14 protein-coding genes and 3 pseudogenes are annotated in these 17,382 nt (G+C 67.9%); 10 read left to right on the plus strand and 7 right to left on the minus strand.

What is annotated here, in order from left to right; all coding sequences use genetic code 11:
- Positions 1-667 precede the first annotated feature (667 nt).
- From OH768_RS39840 to OH768_RS39850, 3 genes and pseudogenes are all read left to right on the plus strand, one after another.
- Complete coding sequence (locus OH768_RS39840; protein WP_406461153.1) at positions 668-1,318, plus strand: hypothetical protein; 651 nt, start codon at positions 668-670, stop codon at positions 1,316-1,318.
- Positions 1,319-1,586: 268 nt separating this feature from the next.
- Positions 1,587-2,060: a DUF6221 family protein gene (locus OH768_RS39845; protein WP_406461155.1), complete on the plus strand. Its 474-nt coding sequence runs from the start codon at positions 1,587-1,589 to the stop codon at positions 2,058-2,060.
- 303 nt (positions 2,061-2,363) lie between these two features.
- Positions 2,364-2,969 (plus strand): annotated as a pseudogene (locus OH768_RS39850) (transposase); the annotation flags it as partial.
- A 36-nt stretch (positions 2,970-3,005) separates the two neighbouring features.
- On the opposite strand, the gene OH768_RS39855 reads toward OH768_RS39850, so the two are convergent.
- A complete protein-coding gene (locus tag OH768_RS39855) occupies positions 3,006-4,040 on the minus strand; it encodes a DUF3472 domain-containing protein (RefSeq protein ID WP_406465643.1) in 1,035 nt (344 codons plus the stop codon).
- 571 nt (positions 4,041-4,611) lie between these two features.
- On the opposite strand from OH768_RS39855, the pseudogene OH768_RS39860 reads away from it, so the two are divergent.
- The 5 genes and pseudogenes from OH768_RS39860 to OH768_RS39880 form a co-directional block, all read left to right on the plus strand.
- Positions 4,612-4,793, plus strand: a pseudogene (locus OH768_RS39860) (alcohol dehydrogenase catalytic domain-containing protein); the annotation flags it as partial.
- 95 nt (positions 4,794-4,888) lie between these two features.
- Positions 4,889-6,322, plus strand: a complete 1,434-nt coding sequence (locus tag OH768_RS39865; RefSeq protein WP_406465644.1) for an IS1380 family transposase — start codon at positions 4,889-4,891, stop codon at positions 6,320-6,322.
- A gap of 143 nt (positions 6,323-6,465) precedes the next feature.
- Positions 6,466-7,233, plus strand: a pseudogene (locus OH768_RS39870) (MerR family transcriptional regulator); the annotation flags it as partial.
- Positions 7,234-7,304: 71 nt separating this feature from the next.
- Complete coding sequence (locus tag OH768_RS39875) at positions 7,305-7,475, plus strand: hypothetical protein (RefSeq protein WP_406461157.1); 171 nt, start codon at positions 7,305-7,307, stop codon at positions 7,473-7,475.
- A gap of 90 nt (positions 7,476-7,565) precedes the next feature.
- Positions 7,566-7,730, plus strand: a complete 165-nt coding sequence (locus tag OH768_RS39880; protein WP_406461159.1) for a GNAT family N-acetyltransferase — start codon at positions 7,566-7,568, stop codon at positions 7,728-7,730.
- 114 nt (positions 7,731-7,844) lie between these two features.
- Here the strand turns inward: OH768_RS39880 and OH768_RS39885 are convergent, their stop codons facing one another.
- From OH768_RS39885 to OH768_RS39895, 3 genes are all read right to left on the minus strand, one after another.
- Positions 7,845-9,527 carry a rhamnogalacturonan lyase B N-terminal domain-containing protein gene (locus OH768_RS39885; protein WP_406461161.1) on the minus strand — a complete coding sequence of 561 codons (1,683 nt, stop codon included), beginning with the start codon at positions 9,525-9,527 and terminating at the stop codon, positions 7,845-7,847.
- Positions 9,528-9,633: 106 nt separating this feature from the next.
- The gene (locus OH768_RS39890) at positions 9,634-10,488 is read right to left on the minus strand and encodes a hypothetical protein (protein ID WP_406461163.1); all 855 of its coding nucleotides are present in this window, start codon (positions 10,486-10,488) and stop codon (positions 9,634-9,636) included.
- A complete protein-coding gene (locus OH768_RS39895; RefSeq protein ID WP_362978848.1) occupies positions 10,485-11,051 on the minus strand; it encodes a SigE family RNA polymerase sigma factor in 567 nt (188 codons plus the stop codon). Before OH768_RS39895 ends, OH768_RS39890 begins: the two co-directional genes overlap by 4 nt.
- A 264-nt stretch (positions 11,052-11,315) precedes the next feature.
- Here OH768_RS39895 and OH768_RS39900 point away from each other — a divergent pair, with 264 nt between their 5' ends.
- Positions 11,316-12,767 carry an NCS2 family permease gene (locus OH768_RS39900; protein WP_406461165.1) on the plus strand — a complete coding sequence of 484 codons (1,452 nt, stop codon included), beginning with the start codon at positions 11,316-11,318 and terminating at the stop codon, positions 12,765-12,767.
- Between the two features lie 110 nt (positions 12,768-12,877).
- Here OH768_RS39900 and OH768_RS39905 read toward each other — a convergent pair whose 3' ends face one another.
- From OH768_RS39905 to OH768_RS39915, 3 genes are all read right to left on the minus strand, one after another.
- Positions 12,878-14,335, minus strand: coding sequence for a peptidoglycan D,D-transpeptidase FtsI family protein (locus OH768_RS39905; RefSeq protein ID WP_406461167.1), 1,458 nt, complete (start codon positions 14,333-14,335; stop codon positions 12,878-12,880).
- A gap of 80 nt (positions 14,336-14,415) precedes the next feature.
- Entirely contained in the window at positions 14,416-14,886 is a 471-nt protein-coding gene (locus OH768_RS39910; RefSeq protein ID WP_406465646.1) for a GNAT family N-acetyltransferase, read from the minus strand.
- A gap of 30 nt (positions 14,887-14,916) precedes the next feature.
- Positions 14,917-15,690, minus strand: coding sequence for an IclR family transcriptional regulator (locus OH768_RS39915; RefSeq protein ID WP_019067473.1), 774 nt, complete (start codon positions 15,688-15,690; stop codon positions 14,917-14,919).
- Between the two features lie 140 nt (positions 15,691-15,830).
- On the opposite strand from OH768_RS39915, the gene OH768_RS39920 reads away from it, so the two are divergent.
- On the plus strand, positions 15,831-17,360 hold the full coding sequence (locus OH768_RS39920; protein WP_406461169.1) for an aldehyde dehydrogenase (NADP(+)): 1,530 nt from the start codon (positions 15,831-15,833) through the stop codon (positions 17,358-17,360).
- Positions 17,361-17,382 lie beyond the last annotated feature (22 nt).

Genomic DNA, 17,382 nt, shown 5'->3' on the forward strand with positions numbered 1-17,382 from the left:
GTCGACCACGGTGAGCAAGGCGCCCACATGCGTTCAGGTGACGTACAAGACACCTCGCGGCGAGGCAAGTTGTGAGTCGAAGACGGACGTCTGCAGCCCGGGGGCGCCCTGGTACGTAACTGACATTGAGGCGCTCTGCGGTGGGCCCACACCCATCCAAGCCATCCACGTCATCTCGGAGCCAGCCACTGGCGGAGATCCCTCATCCAGCTACTGCCTCGCCTGGACGGGCAGCAGCGACGGCACAGGGAAGGACGCCACCCTGCTCATGAACGCACCGGGATACCAGTGCGGGGCTGACCTGGTCGGCACGGACGGACAAGCGATTCAAACGGACGGCACATCCGTCTTCTACGACAGTCCCCCAGACTGCGCGCAGTCGTACCCGGACACCCGGATGACCTACCCGGCCGTTTTGGACTTCCCGGACGATGGCGGGACACAACCCCCTGAGTACGTCTGCGTCGCCGCTAACGCAGGTGCCTGAGCCGAGGTCGCTGCGGCCCGAAGAGCGAGCGGTTTCTGGTATCCCGTTCACCGAGAAAAGGCCCGTCGCTGCGGCGGAGCGCGCGTATCACATCTCCGACACAAAGCGCGCGCGCACATTCACCCCTGCTACATCAACGCGACAATGGTCAGTCTCAGTACCGCCCTTGGGGGAGGGACTATGCACGGCAGAACGGTGCTCGTCGCCATCGCCGCATTCGTTGCCACGCTAACCGCCTGTGCCGGCAGTCACGAGCAAGGCGCAGCAGAGCGCGCGACGCCCACCGCGGACAAGGCCTCATCGAAGTCGCCTGATTGCGGGCCCAACTCAACGCTGTCACAGTCCGACTGGATCGATCAGTGCAGCAGCAACAGTGCAGTTCCAACCACCGACAAACCGAACACCGAGTTGGCCGTCGGGGACACCTTCGCCTACAAGGACGGCATGAAGGTACAGGTCAACGGCATCAACAAGATCACCCGGTACGGGGAGTACGGCGACAAGCCGTCCGCCGACAAGACCGCGTTCCGCGTCGTGTGGACCGTCACAAACGGCACCACCAAGCCATACGACCTCGACGACATGAGCTCCGACGCAAAGGGCGCCACCAACGGGGGCGAGACCGAGTCCATTTACGTCGAGGTCGACTCCAAGGAGATGACGGGCCGCCTTGCTCCGGGCCGCGGCGGCAGGTTCACGTCCGAGTACACCATCGCCAAGAGCGACGGCACGCAGATTGTCTTCACCATGAGCCGCACCGACGACGCCTTCCTACAGGACGACAGCGCCTACCTCGGCGAAGATCCGCATTGGACCGGCACCATCAAATAGGCCACTTACACCATCGTTGAATCCAACCGTCATCGCAATGAGTCAACCAGCCTGGTCAAACACCGTCTCAGTTCCCGTCTCGTTCACCGCCGTTCAGGCGAGACCACAAGCCCACTCCTGTACACCAACCATCCGCGGATGAACGCAGACGAACGCGCCGCACACACCCCACAACCCCACCCCCCACAGTTGGAAATGGTCTTGGTCCAACGCTCGGAGATGAGCGACGGGCGTAAAGCAAGCGCTGGGGGACGCGCCATGGTTGGGAATGCCGCCATGCCCCAACGACCTGGTGGCGTTCCTCAAGGCGCGCCTGGACGAGGACGCCGACCTGGCCCGGCGCTGTGACAGGGCCGGATTCTCCCCAGCATGGACCGCGCACGGGGCCGCAGTCGACTTCGGCCGGGGTGATCTCAGCAGCTTCCACACCGCGATCGCGCGGCACGTGGCCCTGTACGACCCTGCCCGCGTGCTGCGCGAAGTCGAGGCCAAGCAGCGTGTGCTGAACCGGTACACGCTCAGCCCGGCCGACGGTGATCCCGAGCGACCTTGGGACGACCGTGACGACTGCCAGTTCGACGGTGACCTCTGGCCCTGCGACGACTTACTCGATCTCGCCCTGCCCTACCAGGAACACCCCGACTTTCCCGAGCGCTACAAGCCGAACCGGGTAACCGAGGAACGGAGCGACCGCACCACAGGCGCACCAGATAAGGCGGGGAACAGTGGGGAATCACGGTGAAGACAACCGAGCCCGTCGATGCCATAGGTCCGCCGTTCGCCCAGTTCAGCGCCTAAACCACCCCCAAACGCCCACAGCTTCCCAAGTTCATGGTCACCCTCGCGACGGCGGAGGGTGGCGGAGCCGCGCCCGGCGTGCGAGTCACTGGGCCCGCCGGACCAAGACTGTTGGTGCACGCGACTAGCCTTGCCGTTTCACTTGGGTACGGCCGGCTTCGGGGCGGAAACGCGAAAGTGCCTTCCTGCCTGGGACGATGAACCCTGCTGAGGGGTTCTGTCGGTCCAGGCGGAGGGCACTTTCTACGTGCAGGCTATCGGGTTGCGTCCCAAGATCCAGGTCAGCGCCGATGGTTCGGGGGTGGTTGGCCACGCCGGGACACGGCTGCTGGCGGATCTCGCCGATGCCACCGGGCGGACCGCCGCATACTCCGCCGCGCTCAGGCCGCTTCGGCCGCGCGGGACCGGGCATGACCCCGGCCGGATCGCCACCGACCTGGCGGTGATGCTCGCCGACGGCGGTGAGGCCATCGCGGACCTGGCCGTGCTACGGGACCAGGCAGGGGTGTTCGGCCCGCTCGCCTCCACGCCCACCGCTTGGCGGTTGCTCGCCGACACCGACGAGGCTGCACTCGCTTCGCTGCGAGCGGCCCGCGGTTCAGCCCGGGAAGTCGCCTGGATGCAGGCCGCCGAGACCGGCGAGGGCATACCTGCTGATCAAGCTGGCGGACGAGAACTTCCCGGCCTGGTTCTGGACCTCGACGCCACGCTGGTGACCTGCCACTCCGAGAAAGAGCAGGCTGCACCCACCTATAAGGGCGGCTTCGGCTTCTACCCGCTGCTGTGTTTCCTCGCGAACACCGGCGAGGCCGTGTCGGGGCGGCTGCGGCCCGGGAACTCCGGAGCCAACACTGCCGCCGATCACATCGCGCCAACCAAAACGGCGAGGCTAGGGAATGGGCCGCCACTTCTGGAAACTGTTACCCAGACAGTCGTAGACGCGAAGAAGGGCGCCGAGCGCGGCGTTCTCCAGTGGGTCCAGGCACTTTCCGGTTCCTGCGTTGAAGTACGCCTGGCTGCCCGGCATGTACATCCACTGCTGTGCAGCGCCGTTGCCGCAGGCCGCCGACTTCACCGGTCCGCTGGTTTCCGCGGTCAAGCACAGCCCGGGCTTTTCAGAGAGTGTCAGCCGGTAGGTGGTGTCTTGTGTCAGGAGCTGGTTTGCGTTGCTCTGGCAGTGCCACAGGCCGGCGTCAGGTCCGCCGCCGAGCATGTCCAGACAGTAGTTGCTGTGGATGTTCTGCAGCTTTGCCCGGTTCGGCAGATTCCCTTGGTTGACGGTGAGTGTGCACATCTGCTCGGGCGTGCACACGGACTTGGCGATGGAGGCACAGTTGCCGTAGGTGCGGGACGTACTGCCGGTCGGCGTGACGGTGCCGCCGTTGGCCGTCGGCCTGCCGTAGATCGCGGTCGCCGGGGGAACAACAGCACAGCTCGCCGGCTGGTTGCTCCCCTGGGCGAAGTTCTCCACCCATTGACTCAGGGTGCTCAGCCCGCCGCGGTCTTGCGGCAGGACGATGGTCGCTACGTGGCTGGTGCTGCCGGTGCGGGTGTTTGTGATGGAAGCCAGCCAGCCGTCGGGACCGGACCTGGCTACCTTGATGCGGTAGGTGACGCCCTCCTGCCAGGCGTAACGAGCGTCGCACTGCACGCCGCTGCCCTCATGGCCGAAGAACCGACAGTTGGTCCCGCTGCCCATGTCGCGCCAGCCGGAGGCACCCCAGATGGAGAAGTTGATGTACTTGTCGTTGCCGGTTCTGTTCTGCAGTCCGACATAACCACCCTCGGGGTGCTTGGCATAGCCCCACTGGTGCGCCCAGAACGTCTGACCGTTGTAGCCGGGCTCCCGGGTGATGGTGATGGACGTCTCGAAATCGTCGTAGCCGTTCGCCGTGTTGGGCCACGACCGGTCGATCACCGCCATCCCGCCGGCAACTACGCGCGACTGCGCGGCAGCGACCGACTGCGGAGCCGTCGCCGATGGGCCGGACTCCACCGACCCCGATCGCCCCGTCATCGCTACAGCAGGCCCAGCGCCCACTAGTCCGACGAGCCCCACTGCCACGGTGAACAACACTTTCGCCGCGCGCAGCGCTGCTGCCGCCCTCAATCTACTGCCGCCCAAAGGCATAGCCTTGCACCCGCCTGACTCAGAATTTCCGGTAGAGAACCAGATACCTTGGAACCATAGATTCCAGGCAAATGGTCCCATGTAGGACGCAAGTGCCGAGACAGGCGTGGCTGGCGCGGAGGGGTGAAGCTCCCCCCTGCTGCTTGACAGCATCCACGTCACCAGGACCACGGCCAGGGCGCCGAAGAGCATGAGTGCGGGGCGTTGGCCGATGCGGTCGGACAGGGCTCCTGCGAACGGTGTGACGACGATGACGGCGAACGCGGCGACGGTGGACAGCCGCAGCAAGTCGGCCTCGCCGAAGCCGCTGACAGCGCCGAGGTAGGTGGGGACGTAGGTGATGCCGACGTAGTAGGTCGACGAGCTGCCGGACCTCGCTCCCGGCCCCGGCGAAGTCCGGGTCCGGGAGCGGTATTGGGCGTCACCCCCGGCGAGACCAAGAAGCGGCGCGGCTGGCTCGGCTCGGCGATGCCGTATCCGCGGGTGATCCCGCACAGCGACGCGGCCGGAGTCGTCGACGCGGTCGGCGAAGGCGTCGACGCTCGCCTAGCCTGCGCGTTTCACTTGTTGCTGTGTCCGGATCTTGAGCGGAAACACGAAAGTGCCTTCTGAGCTGGGATGATGAGGCTTGTCCAGGGCTTCTGTCACCACAGCAGGAAGGCACTTTCTGCGTGAACACTACCGGGTCGCGTCCCAAGCTTGTCGTCTCGGCCGACGGTCGCGGAGTGGTCAGCCACGCGGGATCCCGCCTGCTGGCCGATCTCGCCGACGCCACGGGCCTGACCGGCTCCTTGTCCAACGCGCTGCACCGGTTGCGGCCGCGCGGCACCGGCCACGACCCAGGCAGGGTGGCGGTGGACCTGGCGGTGACGCTCGCCGACGGCGGTGAAGCGATAGCCGACCTGACCCTCCTGCGCGACCAGCGCGAGGTGTTCGGCCCGGTGGCCTCCACCCCCACCGCCTGGCGCGTCCTGGCCGACATCGACACCACCACACTCGCGGCACTGCGCACGGCCCGCGCCGCCGCCCGGGAGACCGCATGGCTGCAGGCCGCCGAGACCCAGCGCGGGATACCGGTCTCCCTCGCGGGCGGACGCGACCTGCCCGGCCTGGTCCTGGACCTCGACGCCACCCTCGTCGCCTGCCACTCCGAGAAGGAACAGGCAGCCGCCACCTACAAACACGGCTTCGGCTTCCATCCGCTGCTGTGCTTCCTTGACAACACCGGCGAGGCTCTGGCCGGCCTGCTACGGCCGGGCAACGCCGGCGCGAACACCGCAGCCGACCACATCACCGTCCTGGACGCCGCCCTCGCCCAGATCCCCGATGCCCATCGCCACGGCAACGACATCCTCATCCGCGCCGACAGCGCAGGCGGCGCCAAAGCGTTCCTGGCCCACCTGCGCAACCTGCGCCGACAGGGCATCCAAACACGCTTCTCCGTCGGACACCCCGTCACTGAACCGGTCCGCCGCGCGATCCGGGCCCTGCCCCGGCAGGTCTGGCACCCGGCCCTGGAACAGGACGGATCCCTGCGCGGCACGGCCGAGGTCGCCGAACTGACCGGCATCGTCGACCTGATCGGATATCCCGACGGCACCCGTATCATCGTCCGCCGCGAGCGACCGCACCCCGGTGCCCAGCTCTCCCTGTTCGACCTCGATGAAGGCATGCGCCACCAGGTCTTCCTCACCGACACCCCCTACGGCGAGGGCTCCGTGCAGCATCTGGAGGTCCGCCACCGCGCACACGCCCGGGTCGAGGACCGCATCCGCTGCGGCAAGACCACCGGCTTCGGCCGCTTCCCCTCCCGCCACTTCCAGATCAACGCGGCCTGGCTGGAGCTGTCCCTGACCGCGATCGACCTGCTCGCCTGGACCCGCACCCTGCTCCTGCACGGCGAACTCGCCGGTGCCGAGCCCAAGAAGCTCCGCTACCAGCTGCTGCACGCAGCCGCCCGCCTCACCCGCGGAGGCCGCCGCCTCCACCTGAAGATCGCCGCCACCTGGCCATGGCGGCACGAGCTGGCGAACGCTTTCGCCTGCCTCGCGGCCCTGTCGAGACCGGCCACCTGACCAGTGGCATCCTCCCTGACCGCCCACTACACGAGGACCTGGAGCACCCGACCACGCGCCGGGCCCCAGCCATGCCCACCGGATGAGAAACAGCCAACAGCCACGGCCATTGAGACCAGTTCGGCCCACTCGAGCCGACTGAAACGGCGAGGCTAGGACTTGACCTCTCCACGATCCGGAAGGTCGTGGACCGTGAGCTGTCGCTTCCCGAGGTCGCCGCGGCGCACGCCGAAGCGCTGGCCGTGCAGATCCGTGTTCTGCGTCTGCGGCAAGCGGTGCTGACGGCGGTGGCCGAGCTTGGGTCGACACCTGAGGAGACGGAACTCATGCACCGGCTGGCCCAGCTCTCCGAGGACGAACGCCGACGTCTGGTCGGCGAGTTCCTCGACGCAGTCTTCGGTGGCCTTGTCGCCGCCGCCCCCGCGTTCGCCGGGGTCAGGCGATCGATGACCCCTGAGCTGCCCGACAACCCGGATGCGGAACAGGTCCAGGCGTGGGTGGAGTTGGCCGAACTGTCCCTTGACCCTGAATTCCGCACCTCCGTGCGGCAGTTGGCCGAGGACCAGGCCGCCGAGCAGGCCCGAGGCGATACGACGGTCCCGCGCCGCGATATCGCCGCAGCCGTGCGTGAGCAGGCCGGGCCGGCTCTCGCCGCCGGTATCGACCCGGTCTCGCCTCAGGCCGATCCGTTCGTCGCGGCGGTTGCGGTGTACTACGCGGACTTCCTCGGCTGCCCCGACGACATCGAGCTTCGGCGCCGGCTGGCGACTCGGCTGGAGAGCGTGAACGACCCCCGCCGGGAGCGGTATCTCCAGTTGCTCGCGGTGGTCAACGGCTGGCCCGCCCCGGAGAGTCTGGCTCCGGTGCTCGATTGGTCCGTTCAGGCTCTGCGCGTCCGGACAGCGCGATGATGTCTGGGCAGTCGCGAGACCCGAGGTGCGAGGTGCGGCAGGGTGAAATCGCCGCTACCCATAATCAGTTCATGATTGCTCCCGTCGTACTTCACGTGGCCGCGACCCCGACCGTCCCCGCTCTCGCTCTCCGCCCCTGGCGCATCGCGGACGTTCCCGCGCTGGTCGACGCGGGCCAGGATCCCGTCCTGCGTCAGTCGATAACTTCCGTCGTCGACAACGAGGTTGACGGGGCGCGGTGAGTGCGGGACCAGGAGCGGGGTTGGGTAGCGGGGGAGCGGTTCGGGTTCGCCGTGCTTGGGGCCCAACCTGGCTCAGTTCGGGAGCAGTTGGTGCGCAATGTGGTTCTCAAGGACGTCAGCCCCGGCAAGTCGGCCGCCGAGGTGGGCTACTGGACCGCCTCGCCCGCTCGCGGACGGGGAGTGGCACCCCGCGCCCTGGACGCAGTCACCGACCCGGCCTTCGACACCTTCGCAGCCGCCCGCCTTCCTCCGTGACAGCCACCTGCACATACGGCGCACGAGCGGCTGGGTTTCTCCCGAGCCGCCGGATGGACGACGCCCCCGCCGGTCGTCACCGGCAGGGGCGTCGCTCTGCTGACCGAGGGGGGCTCAGATCAGCAGGTCAATGCAGTCGAACGACGTGCCCGGGCTGAGGAAGCCCGAGCCTGTCGAACCACTGACGGCGTTGATCTTCAGGACGTTGTACTGCGTCGCGTCTGAACTCCACGCACTGGAAGGGACGTTGAAAACGAACGTGTGGTTGTTTCCGCGGTACGAACCTGTGGTGAGATCGCGCGTCGAGGGCTGCGTGGGAGGCGTGGGGATGGCGGAGACCCAGTCGTTCACGGTGACTTGGGGGCGGGCGTTGATGTACGCCGTTGTGACACCCACCCGCAGTGTGTGCGCTACCGCTGCCTGCGCCGGCGTCAGTTTGAAGTAGATCAGGACGCCGTCGTTCACGTCCTTCCAGATGTACGCCGGGAAGGACGCGGCCTCGCTCCCGCTCCCGATCGTGACGTTCCCCGTCCACTTCGCCGCCCGCGCGTCGGACGGATGCGCGTACGTCATCAGCTCCGCGTTCTTGAACTCCCCCGGTGTGCCATCCCAGTTGCCCAGGCGCCACACCGCCGCCGCGGTGGACGGGTCACCCGTGATCGTCAGGGTGTGCAACGACGTCGTACCGCCCGCCGCCACCGTCACCGACTGTGTGTGCACGGCGAGTTCGCCCTTGAAGACGGTCAGTGTGTACGTCCCCGGCAGCATCCCCTTGCAGGAGAAGGCGCCGGTGCCGGCCGCGGCCTTCGCCCAGTACTGCGCGTCCGTGTTGGAAAAGCCCACCGTGTAGGGGTACTTGGCATCCATGCCCTTCAGGCCGACCCCCGCCACCTTCCCCCGCCCCGCCTTGCCCACCCAGCCCGTGATGCCCAGTGAGTCCACCCACGACGTGTCGAGGTTCGCCGCGAAGAGGGAGGACGAGGGGGTCCCGCCGTCCGTGAAGGCGACCACGAACGGGCCCTGGAGACCGAAGCGTTCGGGCTCCGTCTGGGCCTCGTTGTAGTGCAGGATCTCGTACAGCCCGGCCCCGCCCTCGTTCGAGTGGCGCAGCAGCGAGCGGTAGAACGGGCCGCCGGACGCTTTCTCGTGGTTGGAGCGGACGACCCACAGGCCGACCGAGCCCGTCGTGAAGCCGACGTGGTCGTAGTCGATGGTCCGCTTGCCCGAGTAGTGCTTGGAGCGGGTGGTGCCGTCGGGGTGCTTCCAGACGTCACCCGCCTCGATGATCGTGTCCGTGGTCGAATCCCACGCGTCTGAAGCAGAGTTGGGGAACAGCCCCGGCTTCACCCGCACGATGTAGCGGGTCGCGGTGAAGGAGGCGTCCGCCTTGTTCGTCCACAGGTAGACGTTGTTCTCGCCGCTGCGGGCCGCGTACCACTGGGTGATCGCCCCGTGCGCGACCTTCACCAGGATCGTCGACCCGGACTGCTTGATGGTGACCGTGGAGGCGCCGAGCCCGGACTCGACGTGCGAGTGCTTGCCGCCGTAGCCCTCGTACTCCTTGCCCTTGTAGGCGAGGGACGTGATGTCGCCGGTCGACTTGGAGATCTTGAGGACGAGTGAAGCGCCCGTGGTTATTACGTAGTTGGAGCCGTCGTCGGTGTATCCGAAGGCTGCGGCGGAGGCGGACGAGAGGAGGCCGGTGCCGCCCGCGACGGCCGCGCCGGTGGCGGCGACACCGATCGCGGAGGCCCCGAGCACCCGTCTGCGGGTGAGGTGCTTCTTGTGCGTGCTCAAGCGACTTGCTCCGTGTGACCTCGTGCGAGAGGAACCTTGCGCTTCCTGGTCGTCACAGATGGAGAAAGGGTTGCCGCCCGCCCGAAGAATTTTCCGCGACCGGAGGCTACGACTTCTGCGCCGCGAAGTCGCCCTTCACGGACAGCTGTTGGCCGGCCGCCGTGCCCGCCGCCGAATAGCTGTCGTCCTTGGCGTCCCGGCCGCCGCGCTCATGCTCGTACTGCCCGGCGAAGACCCACTCGCCGACCGCGACCGTACGGCCCTCCTTGAGCACCCAGGTGTAGACCAGGAACCCGTCCTGCTCCGTCACCGTCTGCGTGAAGTCCTGCTCGGGCAGCGAGCGCCAGGCGCCCGCGGAGGTGACCCCGCCGGTCAGCTTGACCTTCAACTGGACGGTGAGCGCGGTGAGTTGCTTGCTCGTCTTCAGGGTGACGTCGCTCTGCGCCCAGAAGTCGTTGCTGCCCGGGTCGATCGAGCCGTCCGACCACAGCGGTCCGTCCTGGGTACCGGAGGCCGGCGGCAGCACGGGTGTGGAGGGCGAGGCGGTCGCGGACTTCGTCGGGGAGGCACTCGCCTCGGATGAGCTGTGCGAGGCGCCGGAACCCGAACTCGGCTTCGGGGCAACCGGCTTGATCGGGGTACGGCTCGTCGCGTCCGGCGACGGCGTGGGGGTCGGAGTCGGCGAGACGGACACAGTCTGCTCGGCGGGGGAGCCGCCCTTCACCGCGGACGCCACCGCGTAGCCGCCGATCGCGAGGACGCTCGCCACCGCTGCCGTCGCGCTGACGACCCGCACCCAGCCGAACACGGGCGGTCGGGTGGCCCGGTGGTCGGGACGCGACTGCGCGGCCATGCCGCGTTCGAGCCGCGCCAGGATGCGCGCCCGGTCGGGCTCGTGGGCCTCGGCCGCCTCGTGCAGCCGGGCGCTCAGCTCGTCGTCGTGGACGTCCTGGTGCCTCATCGGTTCCTCCCTCCGGTCTCGCCGCCGCGCGCCATCGCCGCGTGCATCCGCAGCGGAGGGCTCTGCGGGCCGAGCAGGCGCTGCAACTCGGCCATGCCCTTCGACGTCTGGCTCTTGACCGTACCGACGGAAACACCGAGGGCGAGCGCGGTGTCCTTCTCCGACAGATCGAACGCGTGCCGCAGCACCACACAGGCCCGCTTGCGGAACGGCAGCCTGCGCAGGGCCTCTTGGACGTCGACCACGCCGGCCACGTCCGGGTTCTCGGTCTTCTCCTCGCGCTGCGACCAGAACAGGGCGACCCGCCGCCGCTCGCGCACGGCGCTGCGGATCCGGGTGCGGGCCAGATTGGCGACGACTCCACGGGCGTAGGCAGCGGGATGGTCGGCGGCGCGCACCCGGTCCCAGCGGTGCCAGAGCGCGAGCAGCGCGTCGGCCGCGAGATCGTCGGCTGCGTCCGCCTCGCCCGTCAACAGGTGGGCGAGGCGCGACAGTTCGGCGTAGTGGCGTTCGAAGAAGGCGTGGAACTCCACGGAGGCGGCGTCGTCGACGACTGTGCCCACGGCGGACCTCTCCTCGCTGCGTGGTGTGTGTGTCATGTAGATGACACGTGATCATTCGGGGGTGACCCCGACGAGATCCGGAAGCGTAGCAGTGATCAACTGGCTGGATTGGTACAGGCCTTCGAACGCCGTCTGGCAGGTCGACCACAGACTGGCGCGTCGACCCTGATTCCGTAACACGGGGAAAACCTGAAACAGGTTCAACGCGGGAACAATCCAGCCAGCATCCGCGCACCGATCACTGAGGCAACGAGGAGTACCCGCATGTCCGAGTCACAGAAGGTGGCTGACCGGCCAAGTGCCGAACCACCGGCGGCGAACAGCGTCGACCGGTACTTCAAGATCTCCGAACGGGGATCCACCTTCGGCCGTGAGATACGCGGCGGCTTCGCCACGTTCTTCACGATGGCCTACATCCTCGTCCTGAACCCGATCATCCTGGGCAGCGCCAAGGACAAGTTCGGGCACTCGCTCGACACCGGCCAACTGGTCACCGCCACCGCCCTGGTGGCCTGCGTGATGACGGTCATCATGGGCGTCGGCGGCAATCTGCCCCTCGCCATCGCCGCGGGACTCGGCCTCAACGCCGTCGTCGCCTTCCAGTTGGCGCCGCTGATGAGCTGGCCCGACGCGATGGGCCTCGTCGTCATCGAGGGCGTCCTGATCTGCGTCCTGGTCCTCACCGGACTGCGCGAGGCGATCATGAACGCGATCCCGCAACAGCTCAAGCAGGCCATCGGCGTCGGCATCGGTCTGTTCATCGCGTTCATCGGCTTCGTCGACGCCGGCTTCGTCAGTCGTATACCGGACGCCGCGCAGACCACGGTCCCCGTGCAGCTCGGCGCCGTCGGCCGGCTGACCGGCTGGCCCGTCCTGGTCTTCTGTCTCGGCGTACTGCTGACCATCGCGCTGGTCGCCCGCAAGGTGAAGGGCGCGATCCTGATCAGCATCGTCACGATGACCGTCCTCGCGATCATCATCAACTCGGCGGCGGACATCAAGAGTTGGGGTCTGATGACCCCCAAGGTGCCGGACAAGATCGTGGCCGCGCCCGACTTCGGGCTCATCGGTCACTTCAGCCTGTTCGGGGCCTTCGGCGAGACCGGCGCGATCACCGTGATCCTGCTGATCTTCACGCTGATCCTGTCGGACTTCTTCGACGCCATGGGCACGATCGTGGGTATCAGCGCGGAGGCCGGTCTCCTGGACGACGATGGACAGGTGCCGAACATCGGTCGCGTCCTGTTCATCGACGGTGCCGCGGCCGTCGCCGGCGGAATCGGGTCCGCTTCCTCCAACACCGCCTATATCGAGTCGGCTTCGGGGGTCGGTGAGGGGTCGCGTACGGGGTTCTCGAACCTGATCACCGGTGGGCTGTTCGGGCTTGCGCTGTTCCTCACGCCGTTGCTGACGATCGTGCCGTTGCAGGCCGCCGCGCCTGCGCTGATCGCCGTCGGGTTCCTGATGATGACCCATGTCAAGCACATCGACTGGGACAAGTACGAGATCGCGATTCCGGCGTTCCTGACCATCGCGGCGATGCCGTTCACGTACTCGATCACTGACGGTATTGGTGCTGGGTTCATCTCTTACGTCGTGATCAAGGCGGTGCTCGGCAAGGCGAAGGAGGTCAACTGGCTGCTGTGGGGTGTGTCGGCGCTGTTCCTCGTGTACTTCGCGATCGACCCTGTGGAGCAGATTCTGGGCGTCAAGTAGCGACGCTGCGCGATCAGTTGCGGTCCGCCGTGGCTGGTCGCGCCCACGCGGCGGAGCCGCAAATCGACACAGCCCCGCGCCCCTAAGGACAAAAGACCAAAAGCAGGGCGTTACTGCACCGCCGCCTTCATCATCGCCTTGGCCACCGGGGCCGCCAGGCCGTTGCCGCTGATCTCCGACCTCGCCGCGTCCGACTGCTCGACCACCACCGCCACCGCGACCTCCTTGCCGGTCGAGTCGGACTTGCCGTAGGACGTGAACCACGCGTACGGGGACTGGTCGTTGTTCTCGCCGTGCTGGGCCGTGCCCGTCTTGCCGCCCACGGTCACGCCCGCGATCTGGGCGTTCGTGCCAGTGCCATCGGTGATGACCGTCTGCATCGCCGACTGGAGCTGCTGGGCGGTGTGCGAGCTGACGATCTCCTTCGTCGTCGTGCTGTCGTCATAGTTGTGGACCACGTCGCCGCCGCTGTCGGTGGTCTCCGACACCATGTGCGGGGAGACCAGCTTGCCGTCGTTGGCTATAGCGGCCGACACCATGGCCATCTGGAGCGGCGTGGCGGTCACGTCGTACTGGCCGATGCCCGTCAGGGCCGTGGACGACTGGTTCATGTTCGACGGGTAGACGCTCGGGTACGCCCGCACCGGGATGTCCAGCTTGTCGTCGTTGAAGCCGAACTTCTCGGCCATCGCCTTGACCTTGTCCTGTCCCAGGTCGACGGCCATCTTCGCGAACACGGTGTTGCACGAGTACTGGAGCGCGACCCGGATCGAGGCGTTCGTGCAGGGCGCGGACGAACTCTCGTTCTTCAGCGGAGTGACCGTGCCCGGCAGGGTGTACGGCGAGGGGCTCGTTGTCTTCTCGTCCACCGAGGAGTAGAGCCCGTTCTCCAGGGCGGCTGCCGCCACGACCAGCTTGAACGTGGAGCCCGGCGGCAGCGGCTGGCGTAGCGCGCGGTTGGTCAGCGGCTTGTCGGGGTCGGCGTTGAGCTGCTTCCAGGCAGCGGCGGCGGTGTTCGCGTCGGTCAGCGACGAGGGGTCGTAGGACGGCGTCGAGACGACGGCGAGGATCTTGCCGGTCGTCGGATCGATCGCGACCGCGGCGCCCTTCTTGTCGCCGAGCGCTTCGTACGCGGCCCTCTGCACGTCCGGGTCGATCGTCGTGACCACGTTGCCCGGGGCCGTCCGCTCCCCGGTGACCGTGTCCATGACGGTCTTCAGGCCACTGTCCGTGCCGTCGAGGAGGTTCGCGTAGATCCCCTCCAACTGCGTCGGCGCGTAGCTCTGCGAGGCGTAGCCCGTCACCGCCGCGTACAGCTTGCCGTCCGTGTAGGTGCGTTTGTACGCGAGGTCGCTGCTGTCCCCTGTCCGCGTCGAGCCGGTGATCGCGTTCCCGGCCACGATGATGTTCCCGAGCGGGTCCGCGTACGTCGCGATCGCGTTGCGCCGGTTGTCCTTGTCGTCCGCGAGCGCCTGGCCGTCGTAGAACTGCACCCACGTCGCCCTCACCAGGAGGGCGAGCACCAGGAGCAGTGCGAAGACGGAGGCGCGCCTGATCGTCTTGTTCATCCCGCATGGAGGACGAGCGGACGGGACGGAATCGTTCCCTTACGCCGCTTTTCTCATCGAGTGCTCATGAAACCGAGTGCTCACGGACCCAGCTTCAGCATCAGCTCGTCGATCTCCTCGCCCCGAGCGTTCGTGAACCCCCGGGCGTGCCCGGTGACGCGGAACCCGCACTTCTCCAGCACACGCCGGGAGCCCGCGTTGTCGGCCGCCACGCGCGCGTGCAACGGGCGTTCGGGCACCTCGGCCAGCAGGTCGCGCAGCGCGGCCGTCGCGATGCCCTTGCCCCAGTAGGCGCGGTCGATCCAGTACGTCACCTCGCGCTCGCCCGGTTCGCCGTACACCGCGGCGCTGCCCACCACGTCACCGTCCACCAGGACCGTGCGCAGCACGTCGGACGATGCGCGGACGCGTTTCCAGTGGGCGTCGAAGGCGTCCCGGTCGGCCGGGTCCTTGGGCGCGAAGGCGGCCATCCGGAGCGACTCGGGGTCGTTCGTCTGCCGGAAGAAGACCGGCAGGTCGCTGTCGTGGACCGGGCGGAGCGCGACCTCCATGAGTACCTCCATCATGCGGAGCTCCATGCGTCAGAGCCTCCGGGTGGCGAGGGTGAGCCGGTCGCGGGCGTCGAACAGGGCGTCCTTCACCATCTGCTCGTGCGCGGGCGTCAGCCGCGCCACCGGCACCGAGCAGCTGATCGCGTCGCGGGCCGGGGTGCGGTAGGGGATCGCGACGCCGAAGCAGCGCAGCCCGAGCGTGTTCTCCTCGCGGTCCACGGCGAAGCCCTGCTCGCGGACCTGGTGGAGTTCCTCGATGAGCTTCTCGCGGTCGGTGATCGTGTGCTCGGTGAGCGCGGGCAGGGTCTCCGGGAGCATCTTGCGGACCTGCTCGTCCGAGTAGGTGCTCAGCAGCGCCTTGCCCAGCGAGGTCGAGTGCGCCGGGAGGCGGCGGCCGACGCGGGTGAAGGGCCGTAGATAGTGCTGGGACTGGCGGGTGGCCAGGTAGACCACGTTCGTGCCGTCGAGGCGGGCGAGGTGGATGGTCTCCGTGGTGTCGTCGGAGAGCCGGTCCAGGGTGGGGCGGGCCGCCGCGACCACCTCGTCGCCGTCGATGTACGACGTGCCGACCAGCAGTGCCCGTACGCCGATGCCGTAGCGCGTGCCCGTGGCGTCCGTCTCCACCCAGCCCAGTTCCACCAGTGTGCGCAGCAGCATGTAGAGGCTGGACTTGGGATAACCGACGGCCTCCTGGACCGCCGCGAGGGAGTGCATACCGGGCCGGCCCGCGAAGTATTCGAGCAGCTCCACCGTCCGCACCGCGGACTTGACCTGTGCCCCGCCGCCTGTCTCGCCTGCCGACATCGCCCTTGACCCCTTCGTTCGACGAGAACCTTGAGTTATCGTCTCCACGAGCATATTCATCACCAGAGACAGCGTTCAGCATATCGAACGAGCCTGGTGAATGACCCAGAACTGCGGCATTACATGTGGAGGGACCCGCGGTGGCAGCAGCACCAGTCTGGAGTGTCGACCCCCGAACCGGGAAGCAGCGCGAACAGGTTGCGGTGGAGGCCACAGCCCAGGAGGTGGACGCCGCCGTCCGCGCCGCGTACGCCGCACGGGGTTCCCTCGCCGACCGCGCGGTCCGCGCGGCCTTCCTGCGCGGAGCGGCCGACCAGCTCGAAGCGGCCAAGAACCAGTTGGTCGAGGTCGCCGACGCGGAGACCGCGCTCGGCCCGGTCCGGCTGAACGGCGAACTCGCCCGCACCTGCTACCAGTTGCGCGCCTTCGCGGACATCGTCGACGAGGGCGCCTTCCTCGACGTCGTCATCAACCACCCCGACGACACGGCCACCCCGCCGATCCCGGACCTGCGCCGCTACAAGGTGCCGCTGGGTGTCGTCGCCGTCTACTCGGCCTCCAACTTCCCCTTCGCCTTCTCCGTCCCCGGCGGCGACACCGCGAGCGCGCTGGCGGCGGGCTGCCCGGTCGTCGTCAAGGCCCACCCCGACCACCCCGGCCTGTCCGAGCTGGTCGCGAAGGTGCTGCGCCGGGCGGCCGCCGAGCAGGGCATCCCGGACGGCGTCCTCGGCCTGGTGCACGGCTTCGAGGCGGGCGTAGAACTGGTCAAGCACCCGCTGGTCTCGGCGGCCGGCTTCACCGGTTCCGTACGCGGCGGTCGTGCCCTCTTCGACGCGGCGGCGTCCCGTCCCGTCCCGATCCCCTTCCACGGCGAACTGGGCTCCCTCAACCCCGTCGTGATCACCGAGGCGGCGGCGGCCGAGCGGGCCGAGGCGATCGGCACGGGGCTCGCCGGGTCCATGACCCTGGGCGTCGGCCAGTTCTGTGTGAAGCCGGGGCTGGTGCTGGTGCCGGCCGGCTCCGCCGGGGACGGGCTGGTCAAGTCCCTCACCGACGCCGTCAGTGACACGGACTCCGGTGTTCTGCTGGACCACCGGATGCGGGACAACTTCCTCGCCGGTGTCGCCGAGCGGACTCAACTCCCTGATGTGGACTCGCCGGTGACGCCCGGCGCGGGCAGCGAGCACACCGTGAGCCCGGGGTTCCTTACGGTTCCGGCGGAGAAGCTCGCGGCTGAAGGGGCGTACGACCTGCTGCTCGAAGAGTGCTTCGGGCCGGTCACCGTGGTGGCCCGCTACGACGACGACGCGCAGGCGAATGCCGTGCTGTCGCGGCTGCCGGGGAATCTTACGGCGACGGTTCATCTGTCGGCGGAGGAAGCGGCGGGGGAGGGGCGGGGGGCCGAGATTCTGGCCGAACTCACGCCGCTCGCCGGGCGGGTGTTGGTGAACGCGTGGCCCACGGGTGTTGCGGTGGCGCCTGCGCAGCATCACGGAGGGCCGTACCCGGCTACGACTTCTACGTCGACTTCCGTTGGCGGTACGGCTATTGAGCGGTGGCTGCGGCCTGTGGCTTATCAGAACACGCCTGAGGCTCTGTTGCCGTTGGAGCTTCGGGATGACAATCCGCTGGGGCTGCCTCGGCGTTATGACGGGCGGTTGGAGCGGTAGCGCCGTTGGGGGTGCGGTTTCG

This window comes from Streptomyces sp. NBC_01622 (genome assembly GCF_045209635.1).
GTDB lineage: Bacteria > Actinomycetota > Actinomycetes > Streptomycetales > Streptomycetaceae > Streptomyces.